This is a genomic window from Frateuria sp. GZRR35 (assembly GCF_051900415.1).
GTDB lineage: Bacteria > Pseudomonadota > Gammaproteobacteria > Xanthomonadales > Rhodanobacteraceae > Frateuria_A.
Genome location: NZ_JBHZGL010000001.1, coordinates 505,716 through 524,620, shown reverse-complemented (window position 1 = coordinate 524,620; position 18,905 = coordinate 505,716). Strand labels below are relative to the sequence as shown.

Sequence of the window (18,905 nt, the reverse complement as noted above, 5' to 3'; positions counted from 1 at the left end):
TCCCCACGCACGGCCCCACCCATGTCCGCCATCGAAGACACCTCCGCCGCTCCCGCCCGCACGCTGGAGGAGCCGCGCCTGCTGATCCCGCTCGGCCTGCTCGCGCTGTACGTGGTCTGGGGCTCGACCTACCTGGGCATCCGCTACGCGCTGGAGAGCTACCCGCCCTTCCTGCTCGCCGGCGTGCGCTTCCTCGGCGCCGGCCTGGCGATGTACGGCTTCCTGCGCCTGCGCGGCGTGCGCCCGCCGACGCGGCGGCAATGGCGCAATGCAGCGGTGACCGGCGTGCTGCTGCTGCTCGGTGGCAACGGCCTGGTGTGCTACGCCGAACAGAGCGTGAGTTCGGGCATCGCCGCGGTGGCGGTGGCGAGCATGCCGTTGTTCGCTGCCGTGTTTTCCGGCATGTACGGCCAGTGGCCGAGCCGTCGCGAAACGGTCGGCCTGCTGATCGGCTTCGCCGGCGTGGTCGTGCTGAACCTGGGTAGCGGGCTTTCGGGTTCGCGGCTGGGCGCACTCGCGCTGATCGTGGCGGCGATGAGCTGGGCCTTCGGCTCGGCCTGGAGCAAGCGCCAGGACATGCCGCCCGGCCCGATGAACACCGCCGCGCAGATGCTCTGCGCCAGCGTCGCGCTGCTGCTGGTCGGCTTCGGCACGGGCGAACACCTGCCCGCCCATCCCACCGTGCGCGCCACGGCGGCCCTGGTGTACCTGGCGCTGTTCGGCTCGATCATCGCCTTCAGCGCGTATCTCTACGTACTCAAGCACGCGCGTCCGGCGCTGGCGACCAGCTACGCCTACGTCAACCCGCCGGTGGCGGTGCTGTTCGGCGTGCTGCTGGCCGGCGAGCACGTGGGGCCGTACGACCTGGGCGGGATGGCGATCATCCTGGTTGGCGTTGGCGTGATCACGCTGGCGAAGAAGCCCACACGCTAGGCGAAGCCCATGTAGGAGCGCCCTTGGGCGCGACCGGGATGCCATGCGGTCGCGCCCAAGGGCGCTCCTACAGACGATTCCTCCGTGCCACCATGCCGGCTGGCGAAGGCAACGGAGCACGGCATGGACTCCTCGCAGCAAGGTCTGTTCGCACGCGCGGCATTGCGTAGCGCGGCCTGGTCGGAACGCTGGTTTCCCGACGCCTGGGTGTTCGCCGCACTCGGCCTGGTACTGGTTGCGCTGCTCGCGCTGGGTTTCGGCGCCACGCCCGCGACGACCGTGCAGGCCTTCGGTGACGGCTTCTGGAGCCTGATCCCCTTCACCATGCAGATGGCGTTCGTGGTGATCGGCGGCTACGTGGTGGCGAGCTCGCCGATCGTGGCGCGGCTGATCGATGCGCTGGCGCGCGTGCCGAAAGGCGGTCGCGGCGCGGTGTGCTACGTGGCGCTGGTGAGCATGCTGGCCTCGCTGCTGTCGTGGGGTTTCTCGCTCGTCTTCGGTGGCCTGCTGGTGCGCGCGCTGGCGCGTCGCGAAGACCTGGCAATGGACTACCGCGCCGCCGGCGCCGCGGCCTATCTCGGCCTGGGCGCGGTGTGGGCGATGGGCCTGTCCTCCTCGGCGGCGCAGCTGCAGGCCAATCCCGCCAGCATGCCGCCGGGACTGCTGGCGATCACCGGCGTACTGCCGTTCACGCAGACGATCTTCCTGTGGCAGTCGCTGCTGCTCACGGCAGCGCTGATCGGCGCGTCGCTGCTGGTGTGCTGGTTCACCACGCCGACCGGCGCGGGCGCACGCACCGCGCGCGATTGCGGCGTGGCCGATGCGGACGCGCTGCCCGCGCTGCCGCCACGCACGCGGCCGGGCGAATGGCTCGAGTACAGCCCGCTGCTCTCGCTGCTGGTCGGCGTGCTGGGGCTGGGCTGGCTGCTGCGGCGCTTCGCCAGCCTGCCGGCGGCCGTGGCGATCGCCGACCTGAACACCTACAACCTGCTGTTCCTCACCGTTGGCCTGCTGCTGCACTGGCGCCCGCGCAGCTTTCTGGATGCGGTGGCGCGCGCGGTGCCCAGTACCGCCGGCGTGCTGATCCAGTTCCCGCTCTACGGCGGCATCGCCGCCCTGCTCACCCACGCGCCCGGCGCCGACGGCGCCACCCTGGCTCACCGGCTGGCCGGCGTGTTCGTGCGCGTGGCGACCACCGACAGCTTTCCGCTGGTGATGGGCAGCTACTCGGCGGTGCTGGGCTTCTTCGTGCCCTCGGGGGGCGGCAAGTGGCTGGTCGAGGCGCCCTACGTGATGCAGGCGGCCCGCGACCTGCACGTGCACCTGGGCTGGGCGGTGCAGGTCTACAACGCCGCCGAGGCGCTGCCCAATCTGGTCAACCCGTTCTGGATGCTGCCGCTGCTGGGCGTGCTGGGACTGAAGGCGCGCGACGTGGTCGGTTTCACCTTCGTCCAGTTGCTGGTGCACGTGCCGCTGGTGCTGGGCCTGCTGTGGGCGCTGGGGCTGACGCTGGCCTACGTTCCGCCGCTGATGCCCGGATGACGGCGGACACGTAGGGTGGGCTTCAGCCCACCATCCACCCGTTCGCGAGAGGGGATGGTGGGCTGAAGCCCACCCTACGTTTCCGGGCTCACGACTCGCGCAGTGCCGTGGTCACCGGCAGCCGTGCCGCGCGCACGGCCGGGAACAGGCCACCGATGAAGCCGATCGCCAGCGCCCACTTGATCCCCGTCCAGAGCAGGGCCGGCGTCACGTGCAACTGGAAGCTCATCTGCGCGGTGGTACCCGCGGCGAGCGTCGAGGCCGCGAAGCCATTGAACGCCAGCCACGCCAGCAACCCGCCCAGTACGCCGCCGACCAGCGCAAGCAGCATGGTTTCGAGCATCACCGCGACCACCACCGGCGTGCCGCGGAACCCGATTGCGCGCAGCGTGGCGATCTCGCGGGCACGCCCGGCGACCGCGGCGAACATGGTGTTGAGCGCGCCGAACACCGCGCCGATCGCCATGATCACGCCCACCACGATGCCGATGATCCTGATCGCCTGGCTGGTCTGCTCGGACTGCTTGCTGAAGTAGTCGAGGGTGGTCTCCACGTCCACCTGCAGGCGCGGGTCGCCCTTGAGCGCAGCCTTGAATCCGTCGAAGGCGTTGGCGCCGGTCAGCCGGGCGAACACGGAGGTGCGGCTGCTGCCGCGCCGGTACGCCGAAGCGACCACGTCGGCATCGCTCCACAATTCCGAATCGGTGGCGTTGCCGGAGGCGAAGATGCCGGTCACCGTCCACATCTGGCTGCCCAGCTTGATCTGGCTTCCCGGCGCCAGTCCCGCGAACTGGCGCTGCGCGCCCTTGCCGGCCACCAGCTCGCGCAGGCCCGGCTTGAACGTGCGCCCGGCGATGATCTTCACCTCGGGGCGCACTGCCCAGGCCTGGTCGCCCACGCCGCGCAACTGCACGCTGCCCTCGTCGCCGCTGCCGTCGCTGAGCGGCAGGTTGGCCGCGACCACCAGCTCGGGCGAGGCGATCGGCTTGCCGGCCTTGTCGCGCGCAATGCCCGGCGCCTCGGCGATGGCGACGATGGCGTCGTGTTCGAGTACCGAGGAAACTTCCGAGGCCGAACCACCGCGCATCACGATGGCGGTATCGGCGCTGCCGCTGTTGCTCAGCGCCTCGCTGTAGCCCACGCCCATCGCCAGCAGCGACACCAGCACCGCCACCACGCCGGCGATGCCGACCACCACCACCGAGGACGAGCCGATGCGCTGGGGCAGCGTGCTCACGCCCACGCTGGTGGCCGAACCGGCCTGCCGGCCGGCGCGGGTCAGTTGCATCCACAGGAGGAACAGCACCGCCAGCGCCAGCAACACGGGCCAGGGCAGCGCGGCCCAGGCCACGATGCTCGCCACCACCACGAGGGCGAGCAGGATTCCACGCAGAAACGATTTCATGGCTTTCTCCTTAGCGCCCGGCCAATGCATCGACGATGTTCAGGCGCATCGCGCGCATCGCGGGCAGCACGCCGACCAGCAGGCCGATCGCCAGCATCAGCGCGACGCCGATCGCCCAGCTGCTCGCCGGCACTGGCGGCATGCTGACCATCCCACCGCTGCCGGCGCTGAGTACCGGACCGAGCAGCGCGGCCAGGCCCAGGCCCAGCACGCCGCCCAGCAGCACCAGCGCCACCGACTCGGCCAGCACCAGGCCCAGCACGCTCGTACTGGAGAAGCCGATCGTCTTGAGCACGGCCAGTTCCGAGGTGCGCTCGCGTACCGCCTGCGCCATCGTGTTGCCGGTCAGCAGCAGCAGGGTGAAGAACACCGCGCCCATGATCGAGATGACGATAAAGCCGACGTCAGCCATCTGCTTGATGTACTGCGCGAACGCGGCCTGCTCGGTCATCGTCCGGGTTTCGTGGTCCGAGTTGGCCGACAGCGCGTCGATCGCGTTGGCCACCCGGTCGGACTGGCTGGCGTCGGTCACGCGAGTGACGTACCAGCCCACGCGGCCACGGTTGTACGGGTTGGACTCGTCGAAATACTTCCAGTGCATCAGGATGCCGCCCTGGAGCATCTGCTTGTCGTCCGGCTTGGCCGAATGCATCACGCCGACAATGTCGAAGCTCCAGTTCTTGCTGCCGTCGCGGTTGGGAAAAATGTTCGACTGCAACGGCAGCTTGTCGCCCACCTTCCAGTGGTACTTCTTCGCCAGCAGGTCGCCGACCAGCACGCCGGTGCGCGTCTGCTCGAACGCCTTGCGCTCAGCCGGCGAGACCGCGACCTCCGGGTACATGTCCACGTAGTTGTCGCTCACCGCGAAGGTGAAGATCTGGTTGTGCGGATCCTGGTAGGCGCCGCCGAACCAGTTGGCGTAGGCCACCATCTTCACGCCCGGCACCTGCTCCATGCGCGCCTGCAGCGATTGCGGCAGGGTTTCGATGAAGGAAAGTTTGGAGCCGGTCTGCAGGCGCTCGGCGCCGGCGGCGCTCTTGCCCGCGTTGGCGAAGCTGGTGCGCACGCCATCGAGCATGCCGAACAGCAGGAACGCCGCCAGGATCGATACCAGCGTGAGGATGGTGCGCGTCTTGCGCCGCCACAGCGCGGCCCAGATCAGGTGCAGGTATTTCATGCGAGCCTCCTTCAGGCGATCGCCTGCTCGACCAGCGTGCCCTTGTCCAGGTGCAGCGTGTGGTTGGCGTACTCGGCGGCCTTGGGGTCGTGGGTGACCATCACGATGGTCTTGCCGTGCTCGCGGTTGAGCGTGCGCAACAGGCCCAGCACGTCCTCGGCGGACTGGCGGTCCAGGTCGCCGGTCGGCTCGTCGCACACCAGCAGCGTGGGATCGGAGACGATGGCGCGGGCGATCGCCACGCGCTGTTGCTGGCCGCCGGACAGCTCGCTGGGCTTGTGCGAGGCGCGCTCCGCCAGGCCCACCAGCTGCAACGCGATCGACGCGCGCTGGCGCCGCTCGGCTGAGGAAAGCTTGGTCAGCAGCAGCGGCAGCTCGACGTTGCGCTGCGCCGAGAGCATCGGCATCAGGTTGTAGAACTGGAACACGAAGCCGACGTTGGCGGCGCGCCACTTGGCGAGCGCACCGGCGCCGAGCTGGTCGATGCGCTGCCCGCCCACGCTGATGACGCCGGCGGACGGCGTGTCCAGTCCGCCGATCAGGTTGAGCAGGGTGGTCTTGCCCGAGCCCGAGGGCCCCATCAGGGCGAGGAAGTCCCCCTCGGCGATGTCCAGGTCGATGTGGTGAAGCACTTCGACCTTCTGCTTGCCGCGCGTGTAGACCTTGGCCAGGTCGCGGGTTTCGATCAGGTTGCCCATGGGCTTTCTCCAGGTGATCGGAAGAACGGTTTTTTCTGCAGGAGCCCGCGTGCGGGCGATGCCTTTGCTCCAACCCACCCGGAAAGCATCGCCCGCACGCGGGCTCCTACAAGGGATTCGACGTTCAGGAAGACTTGTTTTCGACCGTGATGGCGGTGCCGTCGCGCAGTTCGGCCGGCGGCGACACCACCACCGTCTCGCCCGGCTGCACGCCTTCGGACACCAGGCGCTGGTCCCCGCGTGCCTGCGATTGCACCGGCCGCTGCTGCACGCGCTCGCCCTGCACCACGAACACCACCTCGTGCCCGTCGCGCCGGGCGATCGCCGCCGCCGGCACCAGCACGCCGCGCGCTGCCTGCGCGGCGGCCTTGGGCCGCGCTTCCAGGAACGACACGCGCACGCCCATGTCCGGCACGATGCGCTGGTCCTTGTTCTCCAGCGCCACGCGCACCTTCACCGTCGCCTTGCCGCGGTCGGCGGCGGGGACGATGGCAATGACGTGGGCCGGAATGTGCCAATCCGGATAGGCGTCCAGCACCGCCTCAGCGGGCATGTGCGGCTTGACGCGGCCGATGTAGGCCTCGTTCACGTCGACATCGACCTCGAGGGAATCCATATCGACGATCGTGCCCACGCCGGTACGGGTAAAGCCGCCGCCGGCCGACAGCGGCGAGATGATCTCGCCGACCTGCGCGGCCTTGTCGGTGACCACGCCGTCGAACGGCGCGCGCACCACGGTGTAGTCGAAATCCACCTGGGCCACCTGCGCCTGCGCCTGCGCGGCCTCGGCCTGGCGGCGCTGCGCGTTGAGCTGGGCGGCGAGCGCGTCGACCTGGGTGTGCGCCTGTTCGGCCGCCTGCTTCGCCACCAGCCCGCGGCCGACCAGCGCGTCCTGCCGGGCCGCATCGTGCCGGGCCTGGATCAGCTGCGCCTGGAGCTGGCCCACCTGCGCCAGCGCTGCGCGGGCGCTGGCCTGGGCGGCATCGAGATTGGCGCGGTAGGCGCTGTCCTCCAGTCGAGCCAGCACCTGGCCCTTGGTGACGTGGTCGCCTTCCTCGATCAGCACGTCGGTGAGCGTGCCGGTGATCTGCGCCGAGACCGTCGCCTGGCGCCGTGCAGTGACGTAGCCGGTGGCCTGCAGCACCGCCCCGGCCTCGGCGCCGCCGGGCGCCGCGGCCGCGGCGGTCTGCACCACCAGCGGCCGGTTGGCGAACATCCACCAGCCGCCGATGCCCAACGCCAGCAGCACCAGCGCCACCGCGCCGGCGATCCACGGCCAGCGCACGGGCGCGGTGCTTACCGCTTCACGGTCGCCGCGGTCGATCTTCAGCTGCCTGAGCAGTTCTCCGTTGTCCACGTCCCGATTCCATCGTCCATTTCACGAGAGCAGAAGATGCGGCAACCCGCCGTTCCGCGGCAGGCCGCGCCATCAGCCATCGGCAATGACAGGTGTCACTCGGGCGTGGCGGGCTCAGGCAGCGACGCGGCCCCCGCCTGCATGCTCGCGGCGCGTGGCGACGGCGTCGACCGCCTGCGCCAGGCGCGCCGCGGCGGCCTTCAGGGTGGCCTCGGACAAGGTGGCCTAATTGAGCACCAGCGTGACGTGCGCCGGCGGCGCGGCATGCAGCGCCGCGCCCGAGCGCAGTCGCACCCCGCGGGCCAGTGCCTCGACGAGCAGCCCGTCGGCGCACTCGCCGGGCAACCCGGGCAGGCGCGCGAACAGGGTACCGGCCGCGCCCTCGCCCGCCACCTCGATCGCGTCGCCCAAATGCCTCTTCAACGCGTCACGCAAGGCACGGTGGCGCGGCACCAGCTGGTTGTTGATGCGCCGGATGTCGCGCAGGTACTGGCCATCTTCGATGCATGCGGCCAGCACATGCTGCTGCATCGACATGCAACCACGGTCGGCCAGCCACCTGGCGGCGAGGATCTTCTCGCGCAGCCAGCCCGGCACCAGCATGTAGCCCAGCTGCAGCGCGGGGTAGACCGCGCGCGAAGCTGCTGATGTAGATCACGCGGCCCTGCCGGTCCATGCTCCACAGCGAGGGCGAGGCGCGCACGCCGAAACGGTGCTCGCAATCGAAGTCGTCTTCCACCAAGCAGGTCGCACGGGCGTAGGCAAAGCGCAACAGCGCTTCCTTGCGGGCCATCGGCACGACCGTGCCGGTGGGGTACTGGAAGGAGGCACCGACCGAAATCAACCGTGCATCACGCAACGCGTGGGCATGCGTGTCGATGTCGAGCCCTTGTCGGTCCACCGCGCAGGACACGATGCGCGCACCGGAGGCGGCATAGGTGTGGCGCACGCCCCAGTAGCAGGGGTCCTCGACGCCCGCGACGGCACCTTCGTCAAGCAACACCCGGGCGATGAGGTCGCGTGCCTGCTGAGTGCCGCTGACGATCACCACCTCTTGCGGATCGACCACGATGCCGCGCTCCATGCGCAGATAGCGCGCCACCGCCGCGCGCAACGGCGGCGCACCCTCGAGCACGGGATAGTCCGGCACGCTGCGCCGGCGCACCAGCTTCGCCACGGTCTGGCGCCAGTGCTTGAGGCTGCGCGCGTCCGAACGCACGCGCGGCAGCGAAAGATCGATCACGTCCGCAGTGCAGTACTCGTGCTCCGTCGGCGTTTGCGTCGGCAGAGCCAGGCAACGCGCGAAACGCGAGAACGGTATGTTCGCCCGACTCGCCGACGGGTTCCCTTCGGTCTCGATCGGCGACGGTGCCTCGATGGCTGCCGCGCTCACGTAGGTTCCCGAGCCGCCCTGCGTCGGGACGTAACCCTCGGCCTCCAGCTGCTCGTAGGCCATCAACACGACCGTGCGCGACACACCCAGCGTGACCGCCATCGAGCGGCTGCCCGGAAGCCGGGCGCCGACACGGAAGCGCCCGCGCTCGATGTCCGGCGGATCGCCTCATGGACCTGCATGTAGATCGGTTCCCTTCCCACGGTCCTGCCCGGCATGGTGCTCCCCCTCCTGGCCCCCGGCCGATCGAGCGACCAAAACCGGTCGCATGGGCGGAAGCCCCTCGATATTTACCAGCAATTCCGCGCGCAAGCCCGCATGAATCGCCTTGGGCAGGCAACGGCCACCACGGGACTTTTTGCCAGCCCCACGATGCGGTCTGCTAGGCTCGCGCGCATGCGCTATGCCATCCCGCCCCCCGCAATCCCCAGCCTGCCGGTGCTCGGCAGCGACGACCGCTTCCCGGTCCGCCGCATTTTCTGCATCGGCCGCAACTTCGCCGACCACGCGCGCGAGATGGGCGCCACGGTCGACCGCGAACAGCCGATGTTCTTCTGCAAGCCGGCCGATGCGGTGGTCACCGACGGCGCCGACGTGCTCTACCCCACCGCCACCGCCGAACTGCACCACGAGGTGGAAATGGTCGTGGCACTGGCCGGCGGCGGCCGCGACCTCACCCGCGACCTGGCCGAAACGCTGATCTTCGGCTACGGCGTGGGGCTGGACCTGACCCGCCGCGACCTGCAGGCGCAGGCCAAGGCCAAGGGCCACCCCTGGGACGTGGCCAAGGCCTTCGACCATTCCGCGCCGGTCTCTGCGCTGCGCCCCGCCGAGCAGGGCCAACCCGGCCCGCAGACGCGGCTCAGCCTGGAAGTGAACGACGTGCTGCGCCAGCAGGCGACGCTCAAGGATATGGTGCACGACGTGCCGGCGATCATCGCGGCCCTGTCCAAACTGTTCGAGCTGAAGCCCGGCGACCTGTTGTTCACCGGCACGCCGGCGGGCGTCGCCGCATTGCATCGCGGCGACCGCTTCCACGCCGAGCTCGAAGGCTTTGCCGTGCTGGACGGGCGGATCACCTGATCCAGCACGCTTTGCGGTCATCCCATTTCAAACCGGAGGACGTGGCATGAGCATGTTGCAGGAATTCAAGAAATTCGCGATGCGCGGCAACGTGATCGATCTGGCCGTCGGCGTGGTCATCGGTGCCGCGTTCGGCAAGATCGTGAGCTCCCTGGTCGACCAGGTGATCATGCCGCCGATCGGCCTGGCCACCGGAGGCGTCGATTTCTCGCGCCTGAAGTGGGTGCTGAAGCCTGCCGACCCGGCGAGCAAAACGGCGGAAGTGGCGATCCAGTACGGCGCCTTCATCAACACGGTGATCACCTTCCTGATCATCGCCTTCGTGATCTTCCTGCTGGTCAAGGCGATCAACCGCCTGGCGCCCAAGCCGGAGGACCAACCGGCTGTGCAGCCGCCGGACGTGGTCTTGCTTACCGAGATCCGTGATTTGTTGAAGAACAGGGCGTAGCGTCACCGCTGCAGAGGGCGTTGCCCGGGTGGGGCGTCGCAAGGCCTCCCCCATCCGCCCTTCGGGCACCTTCCCCCGTGAACGGGGGAAGGATCACGCGGCCCCTCGTTCCCAAGCCTTCCCCGCGAACGCGGGGAAGGTGCCGAAAGGTGGGTAGGCGCTCCTGCCAGGACGACATGACTTCTGGCCTACGCCCTTACCTGCCGCGGCCCCAATAATCGGGCGTTCATCCCAAGCGGAGTCCCCCGATGCGCCGTCCCTCCCTCACCCTGCTCGCCGCCAGCCTGCTGCTGGCCAGCGGCATCGCCAGCGCTGCCAATACCACGATTCCCGCCGCAGCCGTAAAGACGGCCGAGCAACTGCGCGACAAGGCGATGCAGGACGACACCGGCTACCACATCGCCAGGTCGCTCACCACCGAGGTGGGCCAGCGCCTGGCCGGCAGTCCGGCGGACCAGCGCGGCGTGGAATGGGCGGTGGCCAAGTTCAAGGAGCTGGGTTTCGACAAGGTCTATACCGAGCCGGTCACCTATCCCAAATGGGTGCGCCATAGCGAGAGCGGCGCGATCGTTTCGCCCTTCCCGCAGTCGCTGGTACTGACCGCGCTGGGTTACTCGCCGGGTACGCCCAAGGGCGGCCTGACCGCACAGGTGGTGCGCCTGCCCAGCCTGGATGCCTTGAAGGACGCCGATCCGGCGCGCGTGAAGGGCAAGATCGTCTACATCGGCTTTCGCATGCAGCGGCACAAGGACGGTCACGATTACGGCATGGGTTCGGCGATCCGCACGCAGGGCCCGGTGATCGCACAGGCCAAGGGCGCTGCCGGCTTCCTGCTGCGCTCGGCCGGCACCGATCCACAGAGCCGCACCCCGCATGCCGGCGTCACCGGCTTCCGCGACCCGGCCAAGTCGATCCCCGCAGCCGCCTTGTCCAACCCTGACGCCGACCAGCTCGAGCGCGCGCTCGGCTACGGCAAGCCGGTCACGGTGAAGCTGGACCTCGACTGCGGCATCGAGGGCGAGTACACCGGCGCCAACGTGATCGGCGAGATCACCGGCGCGAAGTACCCCGACCAGGTCGTCGCCATCGGCGGCCACCTCGATTCCTGGGACCTGGGCACCGGCGCGATCGACGACGCCGCCGGCGTGGCCATCGCCATGGGTGCGGCCAAGCTGATCCACGACCTGCCGCAGCGCCCCGACCGCACCATCCGCGTGATCGCCTTCGCCAACGAGGAGATGGGCCTCTGGGGCGGTCGCGCCTATGCCGAGAAGCACGCGGACGAGGTGCGCAAGTTCCAGCTCGGCACCGAGTCGGATTTCGGTTCGGGCCGGATCTGGCGCATGAGCGCCAGCGTCAAGCCGCAAGCGCGCGGTGCGATCGAACAGATCGCCAAGGTGCTGGCGCCGATCGGCGTGGCCTACGACGCCAAGCGCCCCGGCGGCGGCGGCTCGGACCTGTCGCAGATGCACGGCAAGGGCATGGCCGCGCTATCGCTGACCCAGGACGGCACCTATTACTTCGACTGGCACCACACCGCCAACGACACCTTCGACAAGATCGACCCGAAGGACCTCGCGCAGAACGTGGCGGTGTACGCGACGTTCTCCTACATGGCCGCGCAGGCCGATGGCGATTTCGGCTCCGCGCCGGGCGCCTTCGCCGACGACGGCGCGGGAGAGTAACGCGCCACACGCGGGGTGGGGTCTTCAGCCGACCTTCCGATGCCACCGGCACGAAAGCTCGCACGGTGGCATCGGTGGGCTGGAGCCCAGCCTACGCGTGACCGGGCACTTCCACGTCCTTCCTGTGACCGCGGCGGACGTCGCCGCTAATCGCGGTTTGGCCGGTCACCGCCCGTGCGTCTGGCGGGAGTCATACCCGCCGCTGGCCGCCAGCGCCTTTGGCACGCAGAAGGTTTTCGGCAGCACGGCGATCGCCACCGGCACGCCGACGGTCTTTTCCACACCGCCGGCGCTGGCGCAGTCGGCGCCCTCGGGCAGTCGGTAGTGGATGATGCGCACGGTGTACTGCGGACAGACGTCCGAACAGGGGAACTCGGCCACCACCGGAAGCCCGTGGTTGCGACCAAGCTCGACCGTCCGCCCCATCATCGCCTGCTTGTCGAAAGGTTTGGCCGCATAGGCGGCCAACGCGGCATCGTCGAGCATGCCAGGCTCGCTCGCGCGCGTCGCGCAACCTGCGCCGGCAAGGGTGAAGAGGATCGTCAGGGCGATGGCAGCGGTGCGGGTCATGAGGCTCTCCTGGTCGAGGTTTCACCCTAGCCCAAGACCGGCCGATCTGCCTCAAGTTCGTTCCGGCGGAGCCGTTATGGTTTCGACCGGCGCCTGGCGCCCGGCCGGGCGGTGGGGACCGCCCGAACCAGCGAGTGCAACAGTGAGCATCAAGCCCTACCTGACGTCCCGCCTGCGCGCGGTCCGTGACGCCTTCGCCCAGCGGCGCACACGCGCCGAACTGCTTGGCCGCATCGCGGCGGTCGACCGGGTGCAGGCGGTCATCGAGTTCACCCCCGCGGGCGAGATCCTCGACGCCAACGACAACTTCTTGCGTGCCTTCGGCTACACCCGCGAACAGGTGGTGGGCCAGCATCACTGCATGTTCGTCGACCCGGCCGAGCGCGAGAGCGAGGAATACCAGGCCTTCTGGCAGCGGCTGGGCGAGGGCCACCACGACAGTGGCCTGTACCGGCGCCTTGCCGCAGACGGGCGCGAGGTGTGGATCCAGGGCAGCTACAGCCCGGTCCGCGACGCGATCGGCCGCGTGCGCCGCGTGGTCAAGCACGCCACCGACGTGACCGCGCAGCGCCTCCAGGCCGCCGACATGCAAGGCCGGCTGGACGCCATCGACCGCGCGCAGGCGGTGATCACCTTCGATCTGGATGGCGTCATCCTCGCGGCCAACGACAACTTCCTGGCCGCCTTGGGCTACCGGCGCGAGGAGGTCATCGGCCAGCACCACCGCATGTTTGTCGAGCGCACCGAGCGCGAAAGCCCGGCCTACCGGCAATTCTGGGAACGGCTGCGCCGTGGCGAGTACAACGCCGCGCTGTACAAGCGCGTGCGCCGCGATGGCAGCCCGATCTGGATCCAGGCAAGCTACAACCCGATCTTCGACGCCGCCGGTCGGCCGCTGAAGGTGGTCAAGTACGCCACCGACGTGACCCGCCAGACGCTAGCTGCCCAGGCCCTGCGCAACTCACTGGAACAGCTCAACGACACCGTGCCGGCGATCGCCGGCGACGCGCAGAACGCCAACCGCCTTGCGCGCGAGGCCAGCGGCAGCGCCGGCACCGGGGGCGTACTGGTGGATGAGCTGGTCAGCGCCATCGCAGACATCAACGAGCGCGCCAGGGCCATGGCCGAGATCATCGCGGTCATCGACTCGATCGCCTTCCAGACCAATATCCTGGCGATCAACGCGGCCGTCGAGGCGGCCCACGCCGGCGAACTCGGCAAAGGCTTCGGCGTGGTTGCGCAGGAGGTGCGCGCGCTGGCCCAGCGCAGCGCGCAATCGTCGAAGGAAATTCGCGCGCTGGTGCAGAACACCGCCGACGCCCTGGCCGGCTGCAGCAGCCGCGCGCAACGTGCCGGCGCGGCCATGCAGGCGATCACCGGATCCTCGGCACAGGTCGACGAACGCATCCGCCAGATCGCCGAGGCCGCCCGCGCGCAGGCCGATGGCCTGGCCCAGGTCAGCCGCACCCTTTCCGACCTGCAGCTGGACGCCGCGGCCTGAAGCGGCCGACGGCGCCACCGCATTTCCTGTAGGAGCGCACCTGTGCGCGACCGGGCGGAGCGGCAAGCCCGGATCGCGCACAGGTGCGCTCCTACAGTGGCTTTGCGTTGGCGATGGGGCTGCGCGCAAAGCGCTGCTGCAGGCGGTCCAGGTACAGGTAGATGACCGGTGTCAGGTACAGGGTCAGCACCTGCGAGACGACCAGGCCACCGACCACCGCCAGGCCCAGCGGGCGGCGCACATCAGCGCCGGCGCCGAAGCCGATGGCGATCGGCAGCGTGCCGGCGAAGGCCGCCATGGTGGTCATCATGATCGGGCGGAAGCGCACGCGGCAGGCGTCGAAAATGGCTTGGGCCGGCGCCATGCCTTCCTCGCGCTGCCGTTCCAGCGCGAAGTCGATCAACATGATCGCGTTCTTCTTGACGATGCCGATCAGCATCACGATGCCGACGAACGCGAACAGGTCCAGCGAGGCGCCAAACAACACCAGCGTGAGCAGCGCGCCGACCGCCGCCGCCGGCAGGCCGGAGAGGATCGTCAGCGGATGGATGAAGCTCTCGTACAGGATGCCCAGCACTAGGTAGATCACGAATACCGCGAGCAACAACAACAGGCCCATGCCCTGCATCGAGTCCTGGAACGCCTGTGCGGTGCCCTGGATCGAACCGCTGATGGTGGCTGGCAGGCCCATCTTCGCCACGGCGTCGTCGATCTCGCCGACCGCCTCGCTCAGGCTCACGCCGGGCGCCAGGTTGAACGATACCGTCACCGCCGGCAGCTGGCCCTGGTGGTTGACGGTGAGCACCTGCGGCTTGCGCGCGAAGCTGGCCACCGTATCCAGTGGCACCGCCTTGCCGGTGTCGGAGGTGACGTAAAGGCGCGAGAGCACGGCTGGGTCGTCCTGCAGCGCGCGCCTGACCTGCAGGATCACCCAGTACTGGCTGGCCGCGCCGTAGATGGTGGAGACCTGGTTCTCGCCAAAGGCGGCGCCGAGCGCCCCCTGCACCTGCGCCATGGACAGACCCAGCGGGGCGAGCTTGTCGCGGTTGACCTCGACCACGATCGAGGGGCTGTTCAAATCCAGATCGTTGGTGACGTCCTGGAACCCCGGTAGCGCGGCGAAGGCGTGGGTGACCTTGGCCGACCAGTCGTACAGGGCGTCGATGTCGATCGACTGCAGCGTGTACTGGTATTCGGACTTGCTCTGCCGGCCACCCACACGGATGGCCGGCGGGTTCTGGATGTAGGTGCGGATGCCCGGCACTTCGGCGAACTTGCGGCGCAGCTCTTCCATCACGCCGTCGACGTCGAGCGCACGCTGGCTAGCCGGCTTGAGCAGCAGCAGGATCGAGCCGTTGTTGACGGTGGCACGCGAGCCACCGGCGCCGACGCTGGACATGTAGCCGGCGAGGTTCGGATCCTTCGCCACGATGTCGGCCAGTTCCCGCTGGCGCGCGACCATCGCGTCGTAGGAGATGTCCTCCGGCCCTTCGGTGTTGACGCGCAACTGGCCGCTGTCGCCGGCGGGAATGAAATCCTTCGGCGCGACCACGAACAGCAGCGCGGTGACGACCAGGCTCGCCACGAAGGCGGCCAGCACCAACCGCGGGCGGTCCATGCACCAGCGCAGGCTGCCCAGGTAGCCCCGGTGCACGGCGTTGAAGCCGCGGTCGAAGCCGCCGATCAGCCAGTTCTTGGTTTCGTGGTTGTGCGCCCTGACGAAGCGGCTGCACAACATCGGCGTCAGCGTGATCGCCACCACGCCGGAGATCAGGATCGCCACGCTGATCACCACCGCGAACTCGTGGAACAGCCTTCCGACGATGCCGCCCATGAACATGACGGGGATGAACACCGCGATCAGCGAAAGCGTCATCGAGAAGATGGTGAAGCCGATCTCGCCGGCACCTTTGATCGCCGCGTCGTAGGGCGCCTCGCCCGCCTCGATGTGGCGCACGATGTTCTCCAGCATCACGATCGCATCGTCGACCACGAAGCCGACCGCGAGCGTGAGTGCCAGCAGCGAGAGGTTGTCCAGGCTGTAGCCCAGCGCGTACATCACTCCGAACGTGCCGATGACCGAGATCGGCAGCGCCACCGCGGGAATCAGCGTGGCCGACAGGTTGCCCAGGAACAGGTAGATCACCAGCACCACCAGCACGCCGGCGAGCAGCAGTGTGAACTGCACGTCGTCGACCGAGGCGCGGATCGACTGCGAGCGGTCGTACAGCACCTGCAGTTTTACCGAGGGCGGCAGGCCGGCTTCGAAGCCGGGCAACACCTGCTTGATGCGGTCGACCGTCTCGACCGTGTTGGCACCGGGCTGGCGCTGGATCGCCAGCACGATCGCGCGCTCGCCGTTGAACCAGCTCGCCTTCTGGTCGTCCTGCACGCTGTCGCGCGCGCGGCCCAGGTCGCCCACGCGCACCGGTGCGCCGTTGCGATAGGCCACCACCACATCGTTGTACGCGGCCGCGCGCTCGAGCTGGCCGTCGCTGCGGATCGGCAGCTGCTGGCGCTGGCCGTACAGCGAGCCGGTGGCCTTGTTGACGTTGGCGTCGGCCACCGCCGCCTGCACCTGGTCGATGCCGATGCCACTGGCGGCGAGCTTGTCCGGGTCCAGGCTGATGCGCACGGCGTACTTCTGCGAGCCGTACACGTTTACCTGGGCCACGCCGTCGACCATCGACAACTGCTGGGCGAGCTCGGTTTCGGCGTATTCGTCCACCTGGGTCAGCGGCAAGGTGGTGGAACTCATCGCCAGGTACAGGATCGAGGCATCGGCAGGATTGACCTTGCGGAAGGTCGGCGGCGTGGTCATCTCCCTGGGCAACTGGCGCTGCGCCGAGGAGATCGCCGCCTGCACGTCCTGCGCCGCCGCGTCGATGTTGCGATCGAGCCCGAAGGTCAGCGTGATATGGGTCGAGCCCAGCGCGCTGGTCGAGCTCATCGATTCGATACCGGCGATGGTCGAGAGCTTGCCTTCCAGCGGCGTGGCGACCGCCGAAGCCATCGTCTCCGGCGAGGCGCCGGGCAGGCTGGCGCTGATGCTGATGGTGGGGAAGTCGACGTTCGGCAGCTCGTTCACCGGCAGCCGCGGGTAGGCCACGATACCGAACACCAGCAGCGCGGCCATCAGCAGCGTGGTCATCACCGGACGGCGGATGCAGAGCTGGGGGATGTTCATGGGGTAATCAAATCAGTGGCGACACACAGCTCCCTCTCCCCTCCGGGAAGAGGGTTGGGGTGAGGGGCAGCTCTTGCGATGGCGGTTGTTGGTTCGCAGGGATATGGCTTTTTGAATCGGGGCAGCCGCCACATCCCCGCGAGCCCCGGCCCCTCACCCCAGCCCTCTTCCCGGAGGGGAAAGGGAGCGCGGCGGCTACGAGGCCACACGGACTTTCGTTCCGTCGACCAGCAGCATCTGCCCTTCGATCACCACCCGCTCGCCGGCCTTGAGCCCGGTGGCGATGATCTGCTGCCCGCCCGCCGCCGGCCCGGTCGTGACGTAGCGTTGCGTGACGGTATCGTCCGGCCCCACCAAGAACACGAAGCTGCCGCGCGACGAACTCTGCAACGCAGTCACCGGCACCGACACCGCGTTCTGGATGCGCGTGGTAGGCAGCTTGACCTGCGCGAATTGCCCCGGCGTCAGGCGCATATCGGGGTTCTCGAAGCGCGCCTTGAGCAGGATCGTGCCGGTGGTGTTGTCCACCGCGTTGTCGACGAACTGCAGCGTGCCAGCAAGCGGAGTCGACTGGCCGGGCACGCTCGCGTGCACGGTGACCGGCCCACGCGCCAGCGCCTCACGCACCGCGCCAAGGCTCGCCTCCGGCAGGCTGAACGCGACCCGGATCGGCTGCACCTGGTTGAGCACCACGATATCGGTGGTCTGCGCGCTGACCTGCGCGCCGGGCCAGACCAGCGGCGCGCCGGTGACGCCGTCGAACGGCGCGACGATCCTGGCGTAGTCGAGGTTGGCCTGGGCCAGTTCCTGCGCGGCGCGGTCGCCCTGCAGCGTGGCCTGCGCCACGGCGAGATTGGCCTGGTAGGTGTCGAAGTCGGCCTTGGATACATAGCCCTTGCCAAGCATGTCGGCGTAGCGCTTGCGGTCGGCCTGGGCCTTCTGCAGCTGTGCCTGGTCACGCGCGACCAGGCCGCGCGCCTGGTCCAGCTGAGCCTGCAGCAGGCGGGTGTCGAGCCGGGCCAGCAGTTGGCCCTTCTTCACCCGGCTGCCCGGCTGGAAGGCGAGCGACTCGAGCTGGCCGGAAACCTGCGAACGCAGGGTCACGCTGGACCACGCCTCGGCGCGGCCGACCAGCGTGAGCGAAAGGTCCAGGTCGCCTTGCCGGGCCACCGCCACCTGGACCGGTACGGCACGGGCCGCGGGCTTGGCAGCGGCCGGCGCGGCCGTATCCGCTCGCCAGGCGACACGCACGCCGACGGCGACGAGCACGAGGACGGCCAGGAGGAGCAGGATTTTCTTCGGAGACATGCGCGCGTTCGTTTCGGGGGCCCCGTGCGGTCAGCGCGCGGGCAGGCCTGTGCCATGGTGCGAACCTGCCACAACGCAGCAGCCGGCCAACGGTTTACCTGTCGCGGCCATTTTCAAGCGAACCGGGCGGACCTGCCTCTGCCAGAGGGCCTAGTCGCCGTCGTCTTCGCCCTGCTCCAGCGATTGCAGGTTGTCCTTGATCCGGCCGATCACCGCCAGTGCCTGACTCAACTCCTCGGCGCTGATGCCGGCGGTGGCGTCCTTGCGCAGGCCGCGACCGATGTCCTGCATGTCGTCGATCACCGCACGCGCACGCGCCGTCAGGTGCAATCGCCAGGCGCGGCGGTCCTTCGGATCGGGGTGGCGTTCGACGAAGCCCGCCGTCTGCAGGCGATCGATCACGCGGCCTACGGCGATGGGCTCCATTTCGAGCAGTTCGGCAAGCTCGGTCTGGCGCAGGTTCTCCCCCCGGTGGTGCAGCATCTTGATCGCCCGCCACTGCGCGCGGGTCAGCCCGAAGCGCACGGCTCGCCGGTCGAAATGCTTGCGGAACAGCAAGGTGACGTCGCTGAGCAGGTACCCGAACGGAATGTCTTCCGGTTTCATGTTGTTATGCAT

Annotated in this window: 16 protein-coding genes; 6 read left to right on the top strand and 10 right to left on the bottom strand. The window is 68.9% G+C overall.

Features of this window, described 5'->3' with window-relative positions; all coding sequences use genetic code 11:
* Positions 1 to 21 precede the first annotated feature (21 nt).
* Both yedA and ACFWZ3_RS02250 read left to right on the top strand, forming a co-directional pair.
* Positions 22 to 933 carry a drug/metabolite exporter YedA gene (gene yedA / locus ACFWZ3_RS02255; protein ID WP_439706152.1) on the top strand — a complete coding sequence of 304 codons (912 nt, stop codon included), beginning with the start codon at positions 22 to 24 and terminating at the stop codon, positions 931 to 933.
* Between the two features lie 123 nt (positions 934 to 1,056).
* Positions 1,057 to 2,475: a short-chain fatty acid transporter gene (locus ACFWZ3_RS02250; RefSeq protein ID WP_439706151.1), complete on the top strand. Its 1,419-nt coding sequence runs from the start codon at positions 1,057 to 1,059 to the stop codon at positions 2,473 to 2,475.
* 88 nt (positions 2,476 to 2,563) lie between these two features.
* Here ACFWZ3_RS02250 and ACFWZ3_RS02245 read toward each other — a convergent pair whose 3' ends face one another.
* From ACFWZ3_RS02245 to ACFWZ3_RS02220, 6 genes are all read right to left on the bottom strand, one after another.
* Complete coding sequence (locus ACFWZ3_RS02245; protein WP_439706150.1) at positions 2,564 to 3,880, bottom strand: ABC transporter permease; 1,317 nt, start codon at positions 3,878 to 3,880, stop codon at positions 2,564 to 2,566.
* Positions 3,881 to 3,890: 10 nt separating this feature from the next.
* Positions 3,891 to 5,057: an ABC transporter permease gene (locus tag ACFWZ3_RS02240; RefSeq protein ID WP_439706149.1), complete on the bottom strand. Its 1,167-nt coding sequence runs from the start codon at positions 5,055 to 5,057 to the stop codon at positions 3,891 to 3,893.
* An 11-nt stretch (positions 5,058 to 5,068) separates the two neighbouring features.
* Positions 5,069 to 5,755 (bottom strand): ABC transporter ATP-binding protein, encoded by a 687-nt coding sequence (locus ACFWZ3_RS02235; protein ID WP_439706148.1) that lies wholly within the window; start codon positions 5,753 to 5,755, stop codon positions 5,069 to 5,071.
* Positions 5,756 to 5,879: 124 nt separating this feature from the next.
* Positions 5,880 to 7,112, bottom strand: coding sequence for an efflux RND transporter periplasmic adaptor subunit (locus ACFWZ3_RS02230; RefSeq protein WP_439706147.1), 1,233 nt, complete (start codon positions 7,110 to 7,112; stop codon positions 5,880 to 5,882).
* Between the two features lie 225 nt (positions 7,113 to 7,337).
* Positions 7,338 to 7,535, bottom strand: a complete 198-nt coding sequence (locus ACFWZ3_RS02225) for a hypothetical protein (RefSeq protein ID WP_439706146.1) — start codon at positions 7,533 to 7,535, stop codon at positions 7,338 to 7,340.
* A gap of 4 nt (positions 7,536 to 7,539) precedes the next feature.
* On the bottom strand, positions 7,540 to 8,607 hold the full coding sequence (locus ACFWZ3_RS02220; protein ID WP_439706145.1) for a PLP-dependent aminotransferase family protein: 1,068 nt from the start codon (positions 8,605 to 8,607) through the stop codon (positions 7,540 to 7,542).
* Positions 8,608 to 8,901: 294 nt separating this feature from the next.
* Between ACFWZ3_RS02220 and ACFWZ3_RS02215 the strand changes: the two genes are divergently transcribed.
* The 3 genes from ACFWZ3_RS02215 (at position 8,902) to ACFWZ3_RS02205 (ending at position 11,721) form a co-directional block, all read left to right on the top strand.
* Positions 8,902 to 9,588 carry a fumarylacetoacetate hydrolase family protein gene (locus ACFWZ3_RS02215; RefSeq protein ID WP_439706144.1) on the top strand — a complete coding sequence of 229 codons (687 nt, stop codon included), beginning with the start codon at positions 8,902 to 8,904 and terminating at the stop codon, positions 9,586 to 9,588.
* A 46-nt stretch (positions 9,589 to 9,634) separates the two neighbouring features.
* On the top strand, positions 9,635 to 10,036 hold the full coding sequence (mscL, locus tag ACFWZ3_RS02210) for a large-conductance mechanosensitive channel protein MscL (protein ID WP_439706143.1): 402 nt from the start codon (positions 9,635 to 9,637) through the stop codon (positions 10,034 to 10,036).
* 248 nt (positions 10,037 to 10,284) lie between these two features.
* Positions 10,285 to 11,721, top strand: a complete 1,437-nt coding sequence (locus ACFWZ3_RS02205) for a M20/M25/M40 family metallo-hydrolase (RefSeq protein ID WP_439706142.1) — start codon at positions 10,285 to 10,287, stop codon at positions 11,719 to 11,721.
* A gap of 165 nt (positions 11,722 to 11,886) precedes the next feature.
* Here the strand turns inward: ACFWZ3_RS02205 and ACFWZ3_RS02200 are convergent, their stop codons facing one another.
* Complete coding sequence (locus ACFWZ3_RS02200; RefSeq protein WP_439706141.1) at positions 11,887 to 12,291, bottom strand: hypothetical protein; 405 nt, start codon at positions 12,289 to 12,291, stop codon at positions 11,887 to 11,889.
* A gap of 142 nt (positions 12,292 to 12,433) precedes the next feature.
* Between ACFWZ3_RS02200 and ACFWZ3_RS02195 the strand changes: the two genes are divergently transcribed.
* Complete coding sequence (locus tag ACFWZ3_RS02195; RefSeq protein ID WP_439706140.1) at positions 12,434 to 13,792, top strand: methyl-accepting chemotaxis protein; 1,359 nt, start codon at positions 12,434 to 12,436, stop codon at positions 13,790 to 13,792.
* 91 nt (positions 13,793 to 13,883) lie between these two features.
* On the opposite strand, the gene ACFWZ3_RS02190 is transcribed toward ACFWZ3_RS02195, so the two are convergent.
* The 3 genes from ACFWZ3_RS02190 to ACFWZ3_RS02180 form a co-directional block, all read right to left on the bottom strand.
* Positions 13,884 to 16,979 carry an efflux RND transporter permease subunit gene (locus ACFWZ3_RS02190; RefSeq protein WP_439706139.1) on the bottom strand — a complete coding sequence of 1,032 codons (3,096 nt, stop codon included), beginning with the start codon at positions 16,977 to 16,979 and terminating at the stop codon, positions 13,884 to 13,886.
* Between the two features lie 195 nt (positions 16,980 to 17,174).
* Positions 17,175 to 18,287 carry an efflux RND transporter periplasmic adaptor subunit gene (locus ACFWZ3_RS02185; RefSeq protein WP_439706138.1) on the bottom strand — a complete coding sequence of 371 codons (1,113 nt, stop codon included), beginning with the start codon at positions 18,285 to 18,287 and terminating at the stop codon, positions 17,175 to 17,177.
* 150 nt (positions 18,288 to 18,437) lie between these two features.
* Positions 18,438 to 18,893, bottom strand: a complete 456-nt coding sequence (locus ACFWZ3_RS02180) for a MarR family winged helix-turn-helix transcriptional regulator (protein ID WP_439706137.1) — start codon at positions 18,891 to 18,893, stop codon at positions 18,438 to 18,440.
* Between the last annotated feature and the right edge of the window lie 12 nt (positions 18,894 to 18,905).